Raw genomic sequence first — 16,010 nt, forward strand, 5'->3', positions numbered from 1 at the left:
CCCGTCGTGCCCACTAGCCGTACAGGGCGTCCTCCCGTCCAGCGGGCCCCCCGGCGGCCCCCGGCCCCCCGCCCCCCGCGCGACAACCCCGTGGCCCGCCTCTACGGCCGCGCACGCCGTGCCTGGGACCGGCCGCTGACGGCGTACTACCTGATCCTCGGCGGCAGCCTGCTGATCACCGTGCTCGGTCTGGTGATGGTGTACTCCGCCTCCCAGATCACCGCGCTCCAGCTGTCGCTGCCGGGCAGCTACTTCTTCCGCAAGCAGTTCCTCGCGGCCGTGCTCGGCGGTCTGTTGATGCTGGCCGCCTCCCGGATGCCGTCCAAGCTGCACCGGGCGCTGGCGTACCCGATACTGGCCGGCTCGGTCTTCCTGATGATCCTCGTCCAGGTGCCGGGGATAGGAGTCGCGGTCAACGGCAACCAGAACTGGATCTCGGTCGGCGGCCCCTTCCAGCTCCAGCCCAGCGAGTTCGGCAAGCTCGCCCTCGTCCTGTGGGGGGCCGACCTGCTCGCCCGCAAGCAGGACAAGCGGCTGCTGACCCAGTGGAAGCACATGCTGGTGCCGCTCGTACCGGTGGCCTTCATGCTGCTCGGGCTGATCATGCTGGGCGGCGACATGGGCACGGCGATCATCCTCACCGCGATCCTCTTCGGCCTGCTGTGGCTCGCGGGGGCACCGACCCGGCTCTTCGGCGGCGTCCTCGCCATCGCGCTGACCCTCGGCTTCATCCTCATCAGGACCAGCCCCAACCGCATGGCCCGCCTCGGCTGCCTCGGCGCCACCGAACCGGGTCCCGGCGACTCCTGCTGGCAGGCCGTGCACGGCATCTACGCCCTCGCCTCCGGCGGCCTCTTCGGCTCGGGCCTCGGCGCGAGTGTGGAGAAATGGGGTCAACTCCCCGAAGCCCACACCGACTTCATCTTCGCCATCACAGGTGAGGAACTCGGCCTGGCGGGCACTCTGTCGGTACTCGCACTCTTCGCGGCTCTAGGCTATGCGGGTATCCGCGTGGCCGGACGCACGGAGGACCCCTTCGTGAGGTACGCCGCGGGTGGCGTGACCACCTGGATCACGGCTCAGGCCGTGATCAACATCGGTGCGGTGCTCGGTCTGCTGCCGATCGCCGGAGTCCCGCTCCCGCTGTTCTCCTACGGGGGTTCCGCCCTGTTGCCGACCATGTTCGCCATCGGGCTCCTGATCGCCTTCGCGCGTGAGGACCCCGCTGCGCGGACGGCACTCGCGATGCGGCAACCCCGCTTTGGCAGAAAGCGGGCTGCGGTGAGAGGCTCCGCTGTCCGGGGGCCTCGGAAGTGGAACACGATGCGACGGCGTGCCTCGGCGCGTTCGTCCGGAGAGCGGTGAATTTCGGTGCATGTCGTACTCGCCGGTGGGGGGACCGCCGGCCACATCGAGCCCGCGCTCGCCCTCGCGGACGCCCTGCGCAGGCAGGACCCGACCGTGGGAATCACGGCTTTGGGCACGGAGCGCGGACTTGAGACAAGGCTCGTACCGGAACGGGGCTACGAACTCGGGCTGATCCCCGCGGTACCGCTGCCGCGCAAGCCCACCCCCGAGCTGATCACCGTCCCCGGACGGCTGCGCGGCACGATCAAGGCGGCCGAGCAGATCCTGGAACGCACCAAGGCGGACGCGGTCGTCGGCTTCGGCGGCTACGTCGCCCTGCCCGGCTATCTCGCGGCCAAGCGCCTCGGCGTCCCGATCGTCGTCCACGAGGCCAACGCCCGGCCGGGACTCGCCAACAAGATCGGCTCCCGGTACGCGGCCCAGGTCGCCGTCTCCACCCCGGACAGCAAGCTGCGCAATGCCCGCTACATCGGCATCCCGCTGCGCCGCTCCATCGCCACGCTCGACCGGGCCGCCGTGCGCCCCGAGGCCCGCGCCGCGTTCGGCCTCGACCCCTCCCTGCCGACGCTGCTCGTCTCCGGCGGCTCGCAGGGCGCCCGCCGCCTCAACCAGGTGATCGAGCAGACCGCCCCGTACCTCCAGCAGGCCGGTATCCAGATCCTGCACGCGGTCGGCCCGAAGAACGAACTGCCGCAGGTCCACCAGATGCCGGGGATGCCCCCGTACATCCCGGTACCGTACGTGGACCGGATGGACCTCGCGTACGCCGCGGCCGACATGATGCTCTGCCGCGCGGGCGCGATGACCGTCGCCGAACTCTCCGCCGTCGGGCTCCCCGCCGTCTACGTCCCGCTGCCCATCGGCAACGGCGAACAGCGGCTGAACGCCCAGCCGGTGGTCAAGGCCGGCGGCGGACTGCTGGTCGACGACGCGGAACTGACGCCGCATTGGATCCAGGGCAACGTCCTGCCCGTGCTCGCCGATCCGCACCGGCTGTTCGAGATGTCCCGCGCGGCCTCCGAGTTCGGCCGCAGGGACGCCGACGACCTGCTCGTCGGGATGGTGTACGAGGCGATCGCGTCACGCCGCTAGCGCGTGGCAGAAGGCAGGGGAGCGTGGCCGGACCGACCACCGCCGAACGCGGCGAACGGCAGGACCGACAGGGTCCTGGCTCCGGCCCGCCCCGGCCGCCCCTCCTCAAGAGGCTGAAGAGGCCGCCGAGGCCTCGTACGCTCGTCGTCGTGATGGTCTGTCTGGCCCTGCTCGCCGCGGGCGGGGTCTGGATCCTCTACGGCTCCCAGTGGACGCGGGTGGAGCGGGTATCGGCCACCGGGACCCGGGTCCTGACGGCCGGACAGGTCGTCGAGGCGGCCGACGTCCCGGTCGGATCGCCGCTGATCTCGGTCGACACCGACGAGATCGAGGCAGGACTGCGCCGGAAATTGCCCCGAATCGACTCGGTTGACGTCGTCCGTTCCTGGCCGCATGGAATCGGGCTGAAAGTAACTGAGCGTAGGCCGGTCCTGATTGTCGAAAAGGGCGGAAAGTTCGTCGAAGTGGACGCCAAGGGTGTGCGATATGCCACGGTTTCCCGCGCACCCCAGGGCGTACCCGTACTGGAATTGACGGCGTCCCACTCGGCGGGCCTGCGCCGCTTCGGCGCCGACCGGCTGGTGCGCGAGGCGGTGCTCGTGGCCGGTTCTCTTCCGGCCGCGGTCGCCCGCGCCACCCAGGTCGTCAAGGTCCGTTCGTACGACTCCGTCACGCTGGAGTTGAGCGGCGACCGCACCGTCGACTGGGGCAGTGGTGAGAAGGGCCGCGCGAAGGCGCATACGCTCATTGCTCTCATGAAAGCCGCTCCCGAGGCGGGACACTTCGACGTAAGTGTTCCCACCGCCCCTGCGTCATCAGGGAGTTGACGCACATCTGCGCAGGCCAGCACCCTGGTTGGGCAGTGACATGGCTGATCACATAGGGTGAAAAGAAAAACGGGAGGTTCGGCGTGTTCGTTGAACGTGCGCCACTTGTCGACTTAGTGTCCTGTTCGGAAGAGTCCAGGGAACAGGCACACTGGTAACCCTAAACTTCAGCGTTAGGGTTCGGGTCGGCGTTCGGACCGTCCCATTCGGCATCAGTCGTCGGATCGCGACCGTGCGAGGCGACGACACGTAATCGAGGCGAGAGGCCTTCGACGTGGCAGCACCGCAGAACTACCTCGCAGTCATCAAAGTCATCGGTGTCGGCGGCGGTGGTGTCAATGCCATCAACCGGATGATCGAGGTCGGTCTCAAGGGTGTCGAGTTCATCGCCATCAACACGGACGCCCAGGCGCTGTTGATGAGCGACGCCGACGTCAAGCTCGACGTCGGCCGCGAACTCACCCGCGGACTCGGCGCCGGAGCCAACCCGGCCGTCGGCCGCAAGGCCGCGGAGGATCACCGCGAGGAGATCGAGGAGGTCCTCAAGGGGGCCGACATGGTCTTCGTGACGGCCGGCGAGGGTGGCGGCACCGGCACCGGCGGCGCGCCGGTGGTGGCCAACATCGCCCGCTCGCTCGGGGCACTCACCATCGGCGTGGTCACCCGCCCCTTCACCTTCGAGGGCAGGCGCCGCGCCAACCAGGCCGAGGACGGCATCGCGGAACTCCGCGAAGAGGTCGACACCCTCATCGTCATCCCGAACGACCGGCTGCTGTCCATCTCGGACCGCCAGGTCTCGGTCCTCGACGCGTTCAAGTCGGCGGACCAGGTCCTGCTCTCCGGTGTTCAGGGCATCACCGACCTCATCACCACACCCGGTCTGATCAACCTCGACTTCGCCGACGTCAAGTCCGTGATGTCCGAGGCGGGTTCGGCCCTCATGGGCATCGGCTCCGCCCGCGGCGACGACCGCGCGGTGGCGGCTGCCGAGATGGCGATCTCGTCGCCGCTCCTTGAGGCCTCCATCGACGGAGCCCGGGGCGTACTGCTCTCGATCTCCGGCGGCTCCGACCTCGGCCTGTTCGAGATCAACGAGGCCGCCCAGCTGGTGAGCGAGGCCGCGCACCCCGAGGCCAACATCATCTTCGGCGCGGTCATCGACGACGCGCTCGGCGACGAGGTACGGGTCACCGTCATCGCGGCCGGCTTCGACGGCGGGCAGCCCCCGTCCAAGCGGGACACCGTGCTCGGCTCGTCCTCCGCCAAGCGCGACGAGCCCGCGCCGGTGCGGGCGGGCGACAGCCGCCCGTCCTTCGGCTCGCTCGGCAGCGTCACGCCCAAGGAGGCGCCGGAGCCCGCTCCGGAGCCGGCGAGCAACGAACTGCCGCCCGTCTCCCCGCCGGTCCCGCCGTCGCGGACGTACTCCGACAGCGCGGCGGAGGAGCTGGACGTGCCGGACTTCCTCAAGTGATAGGACGGCGCTCCTCGGTGAGCACCGTGAGCGGCGCGCACTTCGCCTTCACCGACAGGTGGGGCGGGGTGAGCGCCGTTCCGTATGCAGAGCTCAATCTCGGCGGGGCGGTCGGCGACGACTCCGGAGCCGTACACACCAATCGTGAACTGGCGGCCAAGTCGCTCGGCCTCGACCCCGCGCGGGTCGTCTGGATGAACCAGGTCCACGGACCCGACGTGGCCGTCGTCGACGAGCCCTGGGGCGAGCGCCCGGTGCCGGAGGTCGACGCCGTCGTCACCGCCCGCCGGGGCCTCGCGCTGGCCGTGCTCACCGCGGACTGCACCCCGGTGCTGCTCGCCGACCCCGTCGCCGGGGTCGTGGCCGCCGCCCACGCGGGACGGCCCGGCATGGTCGCCGGGGTCGTACCCGCCGCGGTCGCGGCCATGGTGGAACTCGGCGCCGAACCGGCCCGGATCGTCGCCCGCTCCGGCCCCGCGGTCTGCGGCCGGTGCTACGAGGTGCCGGACGCGATGCGGGCCGAGGTCGCGGCCGTCGAGCCCGCGGCGCACGCCGAGACCTCGTGGGGTACGCCGGCGGTCGACGTGAGCGCGGGCGTGCACGCGCAGCTGGAGCGGCTCGGGGTGCGCGACCGGGAGCAGTCGCCGGTCTGCACGATCGAGTCGGACGACCATTTCTCGTACCGTCGGGACGGCCTCACCGGCCGGCTCGCGGGCTATGTGTGGCTGGACTGATCGGGCATGACGGACCGTAGGGCCGAACTCGCCGGGAACCTGGCGGACGTGGAGGAGCGTATCGCCGCCGCCTGCGCGGCGGCCGGACGCAAGCGTGAAGAGGTGACCCTGATCGTGGTCACCAAGACCTACCCCGCCGAGGATGTGCGGATCCTGTCGGAACTCGGTGTGCGGCACGTCGCCGAGAACCGCGACCAGGACGCGGCGCCCAAGGCCGCGGCCTGTTCCGATCTGCCCCTGTCCTGGCACTTCGTGGGCCAGCTGCAGACCAACAAAGTGCGTTCCGTGGTCGGTTACGCCGATGTCGTGCAGTCGGTCGACCGGGCCAGGCTCGTCACCGCCCTGTCCAAGGAAGCGCTACGGACCGGGCGCGAGGTGGGCTGCCTCATCCAGGTTGCGCTCGACGCGGAGCAGTCCGCCACGGGAAAGGGTGGACTGGGGGAGCGCGGTGGTGTAGGGGCCGAAGGCGTCGAGGAGTTGGGCGAACTCGTCGCCCAAGCGCCCGGACTGAGGCTCGACGGACTGATGACCGTCGCTCCGCTCACCGGCCCGTACGCGGGGCGTGAACAGGCGGCGTTCGAGCGCCTGATGGATTTGTCGACTGACCTGCGCCGGGCTCATCCGGCTGCCAACATGGTCTCGGCAGGGATGAGTGCGGACCTCGAACACGCGGTGACGGCCGGAGCGACACATGTACGCGTCGGCACCGCGGTACTCGGCGTCCGCCCCAGGCTCGGGTAACGTCGCCAAGAAGTCGGACCACAGCAGAAAATATGGTCATTACCGCCGCTGGCGGGCAGACGACCTCGTGGATCGCGGGCACTTGGCAACAGTCAGCCGATCCACCACAGAGCGGAGGACTCAGAGCATGGCCGGCGCGATGCGCAAGATGGCGGTCTACCTCGGCCTCGTGGAGGACGATGGGTACGACGGCAGGGGCTTCGACCCCGATGACGACTTCGAGCCCGAGCTTGATCCTGAGCCCGAGCGGGACCGCCGACGGCATGAGCCGTCGCATCAGTCGCACCAGCCACACCAGTCCCAAAGGGACGAACCGGTACGAGTGGTGCATCCACCGTTGCAGCGCGAGCCCGTGCCCCATTCCGCTTCGCTGGGCGCGGAATCCGGCCGCCCGGCCCGCATCGCCCCCGTGGCGTCCATCACACAAGAACGTCAAAGCCTGGAGAAGAACGCACCGGTGATCATGCCCAAGGTCGTGTCGGAACGAGAGCCGTACAGGATCACCACGCTGCACCCCCGGACCTACAACGAGGCCCGTACCATCGGGGAACACTTCCGTGAGGGCACCCCGGTGATCATGAATCTGACCGAGATGGACGACACGGACGCCAAGCGACTTGTCGACTTTGCGGCCGGTTTGGTGTTCGGTCTCCACGGGAGCATCGAGCGGGTGACGCAGAAGGTGTTCCTGTTGTCGCCTGCTAACGTCGATGTCACGGCGGAGGACAAGGCTCGCATCGCAGAGGGCGGGTTCTTCAACCAGAGCTGAGACGCAGGACCGGAACAGCAGGGAAACAGGGGAGAGGGACGCACGGAATCATGAGCGTGGTCGGGCAGGTTCTCTACGTCGTGCTGATGTGTTTCCTCATCGTGCTGATCTTCCGGTTGGTCATGGACTACGTGTTCCAGTTCGCCCGCTCATGGCAACCCGGCAAGGCGATGGTGGTCGTTCTTGAGGCGACCTACACTGTCACTGATCCACCGCTCAAGCTTCTGCGGCGGTTCATTCCGCCGCTACGTCTCGGGGGCGTGGCGCTCGACCTGTCCTTCTTCGTACTGATGATCATCGTCTACATCCTGATCTCCGTTGTGAGCCGGCTGTGAACGATACGGTCTTGCCGAACGCCGACGATGCCGACGACTACGTTGAGGTGAAGAGATGCCGTTGACCCCCGAGGACGTGCGGAACAAGCAGTTCACGACCGTCCGCCTCCGAGAAGGCTATGACGAGGACGAGGTCGATGCCTTCCTCGATGAGGTCGAAGCCGAACTGACCCGCCTGCTCCGCGAGAACGAAGACCTGCGCGCCAAGCTGGCCGCCGCCACACGCGCCGCCGCGCAGAACCAGCAACAGGGCATGCGCAAGCCTCCCGAACAGCAGGATCCCCAGCAACAGCAGGGCCCGCCGCAGGGCATGCGCGGAGGACCCGGCGCTCCCGTGCCCGCCGGCATATCGGGTCCGCCGCAGCAGCAGATGGGCGGCCCCATGGGCGGCCCGCCGCAGCTGCCGAGCGGTGCCCCCCAGCTTCCCGCGGGCCCCAGCGCCCAGGGCCAGCAGGGTCCCGGCCAGATGGGTCAGGGCCCCATGGGCCAGGGTCCGATGGGCCAGGGCGGCATGGGTCAGGGTCCGATGGGCCAGGGCATGGGACAGGGTCCCGGCCCCATGCAGGGACAGATGCAGCAGCAGATGCCCCAGCAGATGGGCGGCCCGATGGGCGGTCCCATGGGTGGTCCGATGGGCGGGCACGGCCCGCAGATGGGACAGCCCGGTCAGGGCCCCGGTGGCGACAGCGCCGCACGTGTGCTCTCGCTGGCCCAGCAGACCGCCGACCAGGCGATCGCCGAGGCCCGCTCCGAGGCCAACAAGATCGTCGGCGAGGCCCGCAGCCGCGCCGAGGGTCTGGAGCGCGACGCCCGAGCCAAGGCCGACGCCCTGGAGCGGGACGCGCAGGAGAAGCACCGCGTCGCGATGGGCTCCCTGGAGTCCGCCCGCGCCACGCTGGAGCGCAAGGTCGAGGACCTGCGAGGCTTCGAGCGCGAGTACCGTACGCGTCTGAAGTCCTACCTTGAGTCGCAGCTGCGTCAGCTGGAGACCCAGGCCGACGACTCGCTGGCGCCGCCGCGTACACCGGCGACCGCCTCGCTCCCGTCGTCGCCCAGCCCGTCCATGGCTCCGGCCGGGGCGAGCGCGCCGTCCTACGGTGGCAACCCGATGGGCGGGCCCGGTCCCGGTGCCCCGTCCTACGGTGGTCAGCAGCAGATGTCGCCGGCCATGACGCAGCCGATGGCGCCGGTTCGGCCGCAGGGGCCTTCGCCCATGCAGCAGGCGCCTTCGCCGATGCGTGGCTTTCTGATCGACGAGGACGACAACTGACGGCCTCCCGTACGCCTTAGGCGTCGGCAGCGTTCAGGGCGGAGCCCCCGGTTTTCCGGGGGCTCCGCCCTTTTGTTGCCTCTGCGGCGGGTGACGGCAAAGGCCCCGGGCCACCAGGAGTTCTGGTGGGCCGGGGCCCTTTAGGTGCTCGGTGCTGGTGCTCAGGTCACGGAGTTTTCGTGGGCCTGCGCTTGCAGGGTGCCGCTGCGCCCACCCGTGCCGCCCCTAGCGGCACGCATGCCCGCAGGGGGGTGCGGCGGGTGTGCGCGCAGCGGGTGCGGCGCGCACACCCGCTGAGGGGCGGAGGTGCGCGCCGCACCCGCTGGGGTTATGCCTTGTGCAGGTGGAACGTCAGGGACAGCGGGGTGTCCGTGAACGCGGGGCCGTAGGTGTCGTCCGGTTCGCCCTGGGCGAAGTCCGTGGCCAGGACCTCGTCCGCGATCAGGGTGGCGTGCTCGGTGAGCGCCGCGATGACCTTCGGGTCCGTGGACGTCCAGCGCAGGGCGATCCGGTCGGCCACGTCGAGGCCGCTGTTCTTGCGGGCCTCCTGGATCAGCCGGATGGCGTCCCGGGCCAGCCCCGCCTGCCGAAGCTCCTCCGTCAGCTCCAGGTCGAGCGCGACCGTCGCACCGGAGTCCGAGGCGACGGACCAGCCCTCGCGCGGGGTCTCCGTGATGATGACCTCGTCCGGGGCGAGCGTGACGGTCTCGCCGTCGACCTCCACCGACGCCGTGCCCTCGCGCAGGGCCAGGGACAGCGCCGCCGCATCGGCCTCGGCGACGGCCTTCGCCACCGCCTGGACGCCCTTGCCGAAGCGCTTGCCGAGCGCGCGGAAGTTCGCCTTCGCCGTCGTGTCCACCAGTGAACCACCGACCTCGGACAGTGACGCGAGCGAGCTCACGTTCAGTTCCTCGGTGATCTGCGCGTGCAGCTCACGGTCGAGGGAGCCGAAACCGGTCGCCGCGACCAGCGCGCGCGACAGCGGCTGGCGGGTCTTGACACCCGACTCCGCGCGCGTGGCACGGCCCAGCTCCACGAGACGGCGTACGAGCACCATCTGCTTTGACAGCTCCGGGTCGATGACGGACAGGTCCGCCTCCGGCCAGGTCGACAGGTGCACGGACTCCGGGGCGTCGTCGGACACCGGCACCACCAGGTCCTGCCAGACCCGCTCGGTGATGAACGGGGTCAGCGGGGCCATCAGTCGCGTGACCGTCTCGACGACCTCGTGCAGGGTGCGCAGGGCCGCCTTGTCGCCCTGCCAGAAGCGGCGACGGGAGCGGCGTACGTACCAGTTCGACAGGTCGTCGACGAAGGCCGAGAGCAGCTTGCCGGCCCGCTGGGTGTCGTACGACTCCAGAGCCTGCGTCACCTGGTCGGTGAGCGCGTGCAGCTCGGACAGGAGCCAGCGGTCGAGGACCGGGCGGTCCGCCGGGGCCGGGTCGGCCGCGCTGGGCGCCCAGCCCGCCGTGCGCGCGTACAGGGCCTGGAAGGCGACCGTGTTCCAGTACGTGAGGAGCGTCTTGCGGACGACCTCCTGGATGGTGCCGTGGCCGACGCGGCGGGCCGCCCAGGGGGAGCCGCCGGCCGCCATGAACCAGCGCACGGCGTCCGCGCCGTGCTGGTCCATCAGCGGGATCGGCTGCAGGATGTTGCCCAGGTGCTTGGACATCTTGCGGCCGTCCTCGGCGAGGATGTGGCCGAGACAGACCACGTTCTCGTACGACGACTTGTCGAAGACCAGCGTGCCGACCGCCATCAGCGTGTAGAACCAGCCGCGGGTCTGGTCGATGGCCTCCGAGATGAACTGCGCCGGGTAGCGGCTCTCGAACAGCTCCTTGTTCTTGTACGGGTAGCCCCACTGTGCGAACGGCATCGAACCCGAGTCGTACCAGGCGTCGATGACCTCCGGCACGCGCGTGGCCGTCTGCCCGCAGCCGTCCTGGGGGCAGGCGAAGGTGACCTCGTCGATGAACGGGCGGTGCGGATCCAGTTCCGACTGGTCGGTGCCCGTCAGTTCGGTGAGCTCCGTGCGGGAGCCGACGACGGTGAGGTGGTCGTCCTCGCAGCGCCAGATCGGCAGCGGGGTGCCCCAGTAGCGGTTGCGGGACAGGGCCCAGTCGATGTTGTTGTTCAGCCAGTCCCCGTAGCGGCCGTTCTTGACCGAGTCCGGGAACCAGTTGGTCTTCTCGTTCTCCTGGAGGAGCCGGTCCTTGACCGCCGTGGTGCGGATGTACCAGGACGGCTGCGCGTAGTAGAGGAGCGCGGTGTGGCAGCGCCAGCAGTGCGGGTAGCTGTGCTCGTACGGGATGTGCTTGAAGAGCAGACCGCGGCTCTGGAGGTCCTCGGTGAGCTTTTCGTCGGCCTTCTTGAAGAAGACACCGCCCACGAGGGGGACGTCCTCCTCGAAGGTGCCGTCGGGGCGCACGGGGTTCACGACCGGCAGCCCGTACTCGCGGCACACCCTGAGGTCGTCCTCACCGAAGGCGGGGGACTGGTGGACGAGACCCGTACCGTCCTCGGTGGTCACGTACTCCGCGTTGACCACGTAGTGGGCGGGTTCGTCCTTCGGGAACTCGACGAGCTCGAAGGGGCGCTGGTACGTCCAGCGCTCCATCTCGGCGCCCGTGAAGGACCGGCCGGTGGCCTCCCAGCCCTCACCGAGGGCCTTTCCGACGAGCGGCTCGGCGACGACGAGCTTCTCGGTGCCGTCCGTCGCGACCACGTACGTCACGTCGGGGTGCGCGGCGACCGCCGTGTTGGACACCAGGGTCCACGGGGTCGTCGTCCACACCAGGAGCGCGGCCTCGCCCGCGAGCGGACCGGAGGTGAGCGGGAAACGGACGAACACCGAGGGGTCGACGACCGTCTCGTAGCCCTGCGCCAGCTCGTGGTCCGACAGGCCCGTGCCGCAGCGTGGGCACCAGGGGGCCACGCGGTGGTCCTGGGTCAGCAGACCCTTGTTGAAGATCTCCTTGAGCGACCACCAGACGGAGTCGATGTACTCCGGGTCCATCGTCCGGTACGGGTCGTTCAGGTCGGCCCAGTAGCCCATGCGGGTCGTGAGCTCTTCGAACGCGTCGGTGTGGCGGGTCACGGACTCACGGCACTTGGCGTTGAACTCGGCGATGCCGTACGCCTCGATGTCCTTCTTGCCGTTGAAGCCCAGCTCTTTCTCGACCGCCAGCTCCACCGGAAGGCCGTGGCAGTCCCAGCCGGCCTTGCGGCCCACGTGGTAGCCGCGCATGGTGCGGAAGCGCGGGAAGACGTCCTTGAAGACGCGGGCCTCGATGTGGTGGGCGCCCGGCATGCCGTTGGCCGTGGGCGGGCCTTCGTAGAACACCCACTCCGGGCGGCCCTCGGACTGCTCCAGGGTCTTGGCGAAGATCTTCTGCTCGCTCCAGAAGTCGAGCACGGCGTGCTCAAGGGCGGGCAGGTCGATCTGGGCCGGTACCTGGCGGTACTGCGGCTGTGTACTCGGCTGCGTATCCAACGAACTTCCTCCGGCGGACTTCTGCCTTCCGTCCGGAGGGACGAGAGCTGGGCTGTCACCTGCGCCGTGCGGCGCGCTCCCGCGGTACCACCCTCCTTGGCTCTCCGCCGCTTTCCGCACGCCGGGGAGCCCCCTCATTGGGGTCGCGATACCGGTTCTACCGGCCGCTGCGGGCTCGCTGCGGCTTTCTTCCGGCGGCTCCGGGGTGATCTTCGCGTCGCGCTCGCCCCCGGGCTCACACCGTCCCCGGGTCGCTCCTGGCCGCTTACGCCGCTACTCGTCCCCATCCACGCTTCTCGCTCCGCCCAGTGTACGGCGCCGGGCCGACAGCGACCGACCGGTTTTACGGAGACCGCGGGGGAGGGGCGCGGCCTGGAGGAGGCGGGCGCTGACCCGAATGCCGAGGCGCCGGTTTCGCGTCCCGGGACGGCCGGCACGGCGGATTACCCGGCGGGGAGCTGGGCACAACGCTTGCAGACTCGCCGCGCGGTACGCGCGGGGCGGGCGGATCGGGCGGCGTGCCCCGTTGCCGCGGGACTCAAGTCGATTTATCGTCCCAGCACGATTCGCGTGCAAGGTCACAAAATGTGAAGGGGCCGCGGCCATGGTGGCGAAGAAGACCGCCGTACAGCAGTCGGCGTCCGGCAGATCCATGGGGGCGGCCGGTGACTCCGGAGCGGCTGCCGAGGGTGTCAGCGGCAGGAAGAGCGCCACCGGGAAGACCGCCGGCGCGAGCAGGGGGGAGGCCTCCACGGGGGCGGCCCCTGCGGAAACGGCCTCTACGAAGAAGCCCCGTACGAAAACGGCGGCTACGAAGACGGTCGCCGAGAAGACCGCTGTCAAGAAGACCGCTGTCAAGAAGACGGCTGTCAAGACGACCGCTGTCAAGAAGGCCGCCGTCAAGAAGACGGTCGCCGCGGAGACGGCCGGTACGCGGCCCGTCTCCGCGAAGCCGGAGAAGGCGGACACGGCGGAGAAGGCGGCCGGGAAGTCCGCCGCCCCGGCGAAGCGGGCGCCTCGCAAGGCGGCCGCCGCGAAGGGCACACGCACGGCCAGGAAGGCGGTCGCTTCCGCGGCCGACGGAGCAGCGGCACAGGCCGCCGAGACGACGGGAGCCACGACGGTGGTTGCGAAGAAGACCTCTGGCACGGCCGCTGCGGCGGACAAGCCCACCGCGGTTCCCAAGGCGCGGGTGGCCGCGGCGGAGCCCGGCGAGCTCGCGGTACGCCCCGGCGAGGACCCCTGGACGCCGGAGGAGGCCGCGGAGGCGCGCGAGGAGCTGCTCTCCGAGGCCCTGCGGCTGCGGGCCGAGATCACCCACTCCGAGGAGTCCCTGGCGGGGCTGATGCGCGACTCCGGGGACGGGGCGGGCGACGACCAGGCGGACACCGGCACCAAGAACATCACGCGCGAGAGCGAGATGGCCCTCGCGGCCAACGCGCGGGAGATGCTGGAGCAGACCGAGCGCGCCCTGGAGCGCCTGGACGCGGGTACGTACGGGCTCTGTGAGAACTGCGGCAACGCCATCGGGAAGGCCCGGATGCAGGCCTTCCCGCGGGCCACGCTGTGCGTGGAGTGCAAGCAGAAGCAGGAGCGCCGTTACTGACGTCCAGCTGATCGAACACCGATCCGCCCGGTGTGCCTCCTGGGCACCTGGCCGCGGCGGACCGTGCCGTACCCTCGTGCTCAGTCAGGCACCTAGGTCGAGGGACTCACTCACGTGGCAGAGGCGGAGCGCATCATCGGTACGCCGGATACGCCGGATACGCCGGATACGCCGGAAACCCCGGGCGCGGCGGAGGTCGAGCCGGAGCAGTCCGACAGCGGCGCGACCTCGGACGAGGCCGTGGCGCCCAGCGGCAGGCGCCGGATCGCGGTGCTCTTCACCGTCGCCGCCCTGGCGTACGCGCTGGATCTGATCAGCAAGCTGATCGTGGTCGCGAAGCTGGAGCACCACGAGCCGATCGAGATCGTCGGGGACTGGCTGAAGTTCGAGGCGATCCGCAACGCCGGCGCGGCCTTCGGCTTCGGCGAGGCCTTCACGATCATCTTCACGGTGATCGCCGCCGCCGTGATCGTGGTGATCGCCCGGCTCGCCCGCAAGCTCTACAGCCTGCCCTGGGCGATCGCGCTCGGCCTGCTGCTCGGCGGCGCGCTCGGCAACCTCACCGACCGGATCTTCCGGGCGCCGGGTGTCCTGGAGGGCGCGGTCGTCGACTTCATCGCACCCAAGCACTTCGCGGTCTTCAACCTCGCCGACTCCGCGATCGTCTGCGGCGGCATCCTGATCGTGCTGCTGTCCTTCCGTGGCCTGGACCCGGACGGCACCGTCCACAAGGACTGAGCAGGCCGCGGCAGGACCTGCGAGGGCCGGGCGCTCGGGCTGCCGTGAGCCGGTGTCTCACCCGTCCGGCATACTCGACGGGTGAGTACCGTTCCCGATATCCGTACCCTGCCCGTGCCCGACGGCCTGGAGGGCGAGCGTGTAGACGCCGCCATCTCCCGCATGTTCGGCTTCTCCCGTACGAAGGCCGCCGAGCTCGCCGCGGCGGGGAAGGTCACGGTCGACGGCTCGGTGGTCGGGAAGTCCGAGAGGGTGCACGGCGGCGCCTGGATGGAAGTCGAGATGCCGCAGGCCGCCCCGCCCGTGCAGATCGTCGCCGAACCGGTCGAGGGCATGGAGATCGTGCACGACGACGACGATGTCGTCGTGATCGTCAAGCCGGTCGGTGTCGCCGCGCATCCCAGCCCCGGCTGGTCCGGGCCGACCGTGATCGGCGGCCTCGCCGCCGCCGGGTACCGGATCTCGACCTCGGGCGCCGCCGAGCGCCAGGGCATCGTGCACCGCCTCGACGTGGGCACGTCGGGCCTGATGGTGGTGGCCAAGTCGGAGTACGCGTACACGTCGCTGAAGCGCCAGTTCAAGGAGCGCACGGTCGACAAGCGCTACCACGCGCTCGTCCAGGGCCACCCCGACCCGACCAGCGGCACCATCGACGCGCCCATCGGCCGGCACCCGAACCACGACTACAAGTGGGCCGTCACCGCCGAGGGCAAGCCCTCCGTGACCCACTACGACCTGATCGAGGCGTTCCGCGCGGCCTCGCTGCTCGACATCAAGCTGGAGACGGGGCGCACGCACCAGATCCGCGTCCACATGTCGGCCCACCGGCACCCCTGCGTCGGCGACCTCACGTACGGCGCCGACCCGACGCTGTCCAAGCGTCTCGGACTCACCCGGCAGTGGCTGCAGGCGGTACGGCTCGGCTTCGAGCACCCCGGGGACGGGCAGTGGGTCGAGTTCGAGGCCGGCTACGCCGACGATCTGCAGCAGGCGCTGGACCGCGTCCGGGAGGAAAGCAACGCATGAGCCCGTCGCCGAGCCCGTCGCCCGTTGTGGTGCGGGTCGCCGAGGATCCCGCCGACCGTGAGGCGTGCTTCGCGGTGCGCAACGAGGTCTTCGTCGTCGAGCAGCAGGTCCCCGAGGAGCTGGAGTACGACGCGTACGACGCCGTCGCCGTGCATGTGCTCGCCGTGCGTGCGGACGGGCTTCCACTCGGCGCGGGGCGGCTGCTGTACGGGGAGGCGGCGGCCGGCCGGACCGGTGGGGAGCCCGGCGTCGGCGCGCTGGGGCGGCTCGCCGTCGTGAAGGCCGCGCGGGGGCTGGGCATCGGGGTCGCGCTCGTGCGGGGCATCGAGGACGCGGCGCGTGCGCGGGGGCTTGTGGCGGTGGATCTCCATGCGCAGACGCATGCGCTGGGGTTTTACGAGCGGTTGGGGTACGTGGCCTATGGGCCCGAGTTCCCTGATGCGGGGATCTCGCATCGGGCAATGCAACGTCGCCTTTGAGGGTTTGGGTGGGCTCGGGTTGTTCCATCGGGCGTCGGGCCGGTGGGGGCTTGTCGCGCAG

The 16,010-nt window shown here is 70.0% G+C and carries 14 protein-coding genes; 13 read left to right on the forward strand and 1 reads right to left on the reverse strand.

Annotation, left to right across the window (positions count from 1 at the left end):
* Nucleotides 1-6 precede the first annotated feature (6 nt).
* The 9 genes from ftsW (at nt 7) to C6Y14_RS16705 (ending at nt 8,607) form a co-directional block, all read left to right on the forward strand.
* On the forward strand, nt 7-1,365 hold the full coding sequence (gene ftsW, locus C6Y14_RS16660; protein WP_107017485.1) for a putative lipid II flippase FtsW: 1,359 nt from the start codon (nt 7-9) through the stop codon (nt 1,363-1,365).
* 6 nt (nt 1,366-1,371) lie between these two features.
* On the forward strand, nt 1,372-2,460 hold the full coding sequence (gene murG, locus C6Y14_RS16665) for an undecaprenyldiphospho-muramoylpentapeptide beta-N-acetylglucosaminyltransferase (RefSeq protein WP_107017486.1): 1,089 nt from the start codon (nt 1,372-1,374) through the stop codon (nt 2,458-2,460).
* A gap of 23 nt (nt 2,461-2,483) precedes the next feature.
* Nucleotides 2,484-3,287: a cell division protein FtsQ/DivIB gene (locus C6Y14_RS16670; protein ID WP_107017487.1), complete on the forward strand. Its 804-nt coding sequence runs from the start codon at nt 2,484-2,486 to the stop codon at nt 3,285-3,287.
* Between the two features lie 274 nt (nt 3,288-3,561).
* Nucleotides 3,562-4,758 carry a cell division protein FtsZ gene (gene ftsZ / locus C6Y14_RS16680; protein ID WP_107017489.1) on the forward strand — a complete coding sequence of 399 codons (1,197 nt, stop codon included), beginning with the start codon at nt 3,562-3,564 and terminating at the stop codon, nt 4,756-4,758.
* Between the two features lie 26 nt (nt 4,759-4,784).
* The gene (pgeF, locus tag C6Y14_RS16685; protein WP_404828803.1) at nt 4,785-5,492 is read left to right on the forward strand and encodes a peptidoglycan editing factor PgeF; all 708 of its coding nucleotides are present in this window, start codon (nt 4,785-4,787) and stop codon (nt 5,490-5,492) included.
* A gap of 6 nt (nt 5,493-5,498) precedes the next feature.
* Nucleotides 5,499-6,233 (forward strand): YggS family pyridoxal phosphate-dependent enzyme, encoded by a 735-nt coding sequence (locus C6Y14_RS16690; protein WP_107017491.1) that lies wholly within the window; start codon nt 5,499-5,501, stop codon nt 6,231-6,233.
* Between the two features lie 127 nt (nt 6,234-6,360).
* Nucleotides 6,361-7,002 carry a cell division protein SepF gene (locus C6Y14_RS16695; protein ID WP_107017492.1) on the forward strand — a complete coding sequence of 214 codons (642 nt, stop codon included), beginning with the start codon at nt 6,361-6,363 and terminating at the stop codon, nt 7,000-7,002.
* A 50-nt stretch (nt 7,003-7,052) separates the two neighbouring features.
* Nucleotides 7,053-7,337: a YggT family protein gene (locus C6Y14_RS16700; protein WP_107017493.1), complete on the forward strand. Its 285-nt coding sequence runs from the start codon at nt 7,053-7,055 to the stop codon at nt 7,335-7,337.
* A gap of 55 nt (nt 7,338-7,392) precedes the next feature.
* Nucleotides 7,393-8,607: a DivIVA domain-containing protein gene (locus C6Y14_RS16705; protein WP_107017494.1), complete on the forward strand. Its 1,215-nt coding sequence runs from the start codon at nt 7,393-7,395 to the stop codon at nt 8,605-8,607.
* Between the two features lie 328 nt (nt 8,608-8,935).
* Here C6Y14_RS16705 and ileS read toward each other — a convergent pair whose 3' ends face one another.
* Nucleotides 8,936-12,100 carry an isoleucine--tRNA ligase gene (gene ileS, locus C6Y14_RS16710; protein ID WP_107017495.1) on the reverse strand — a complete coding sequence of 1,055 codons (3,165 nt, stop codon included), beginning with the start codon at nt 12,098-12,100 and terminating at the stop codon, nt 8,936-8,938.
* A 604-nt stretch (nt 12,101-12,704) separates the two neighbouring features.
* Between ileS and C6Y14_RS16720 the strand changes: the two genes are divergently transcribed.
* From C6Y14_RS16720 to C6Y14_RS16735, 4 genes are all read left to right on the forward strand, one after another.
* A complete protein-coding gene (locus C6Y14_RS16720) occupies nt 12,705-13,706 on the forward strand; it encodes a TraR/DksA family transcriptional regulator (RefSeq protein WP_107017496.1) in 1,002 nt (333 codons plus the stop codon).
* A 114-nt stretch (nt 13,707-13,820) separates the two neighbouring features.
* Nucleotides 13,821-14,444, forward strand: coding sequence for a signal peptidase II (lspA, locus tag C6Y14_RS16725; protein WP_107017497.1), 624 nt, complete (start codon nt 13,821-13,823; stop codon nt 14,442-14,444).
* Between the two features lie 81 nt (nt 14,445-14,525).
* The gene (locus C6Y14_RS16730) at nt 14,526-15,470 is read left to right on the forward strand and encodes an RluA family pseudouridine synthase (RefSeq protein ID WP_107017498.1); all 945 of its coding nucleotides are present in this window, start codon (nt 14,526-14,528) and stop codon (nt 15,468-15,470) included.
* On the forward strand, nt 15,467-15,949 hold the full coding sequence (locus tag C6Y14_RS16735) for a GNAT family N-acetyltransferase (protein ID WP_107017499.1): 483 nt from the start codon (nt 15,467-15,469) through the stop codon (nt 15,947-15,949). Before C6Y14_RS16730 ends, C6Y14_RS16735 begins: the two co-directional genes overlap by 4 nt.
* Nucleotides 15,950-16,010: the final 61 nt, after the last annotated feature.

It is taken from the genome of Streptomyces dioscori (assembly GCF_003024195.1).
GTDB classification, from domain to species: domain Bacteria; phylum Actinomycetota; class Actinomycetes; order Streptomycetales; family Streptomycetaceae; genus Streptomyces; species Streptomyces dioscori.

Bases quoted from the DNA above. Each gene is read 5' to 3' on its own strand.
- C6Y14_RS16690 (WP_107017491.1), top strand. From the start codon at position 5,499: ATGACGGACCGTAGGGCCGAACTCGCCGGGAACCTGGCGGACGTGGAG.
- C6Y14_RS16695 (WP_107017492.1), top strand. From the start codon at position 6,361: ATGGCCGGCGCGATGCGCAAGATGGCGGTCTACCTCGGCCTCGTGGAG.
- C6Y14_RS16700 (WP_107017493.1), top strand. From the start codon at position 7,053: ATGAGCGTGGTCGGGCAGGTTCTCTACGTCGTGCTGATGTGTTTCCTC.
- C6Y14_RS16705 (WP_107017494.1), top strand. From the start codon at position 7,393: ATGCCGTTGACCCCCGAGGACGTGCGGAACAAGCAGTTCACGACCGTC.
- C6Y14_RS16720 (WP_107017496.1), top strand. From the start codon at position 12,705: ATGGTGGCGAAGAAGACCGCCGTACAGCAGTCGGCGTCCGGCAGATCC.
- C6Y14_RS16735 (WP_107017499.1), top strand. From the start codon at position 15,467: ATGAGCCCGTCGCCGAGCCCGTCGCCCGTTGTGGTGCGGGTCGCCGAG.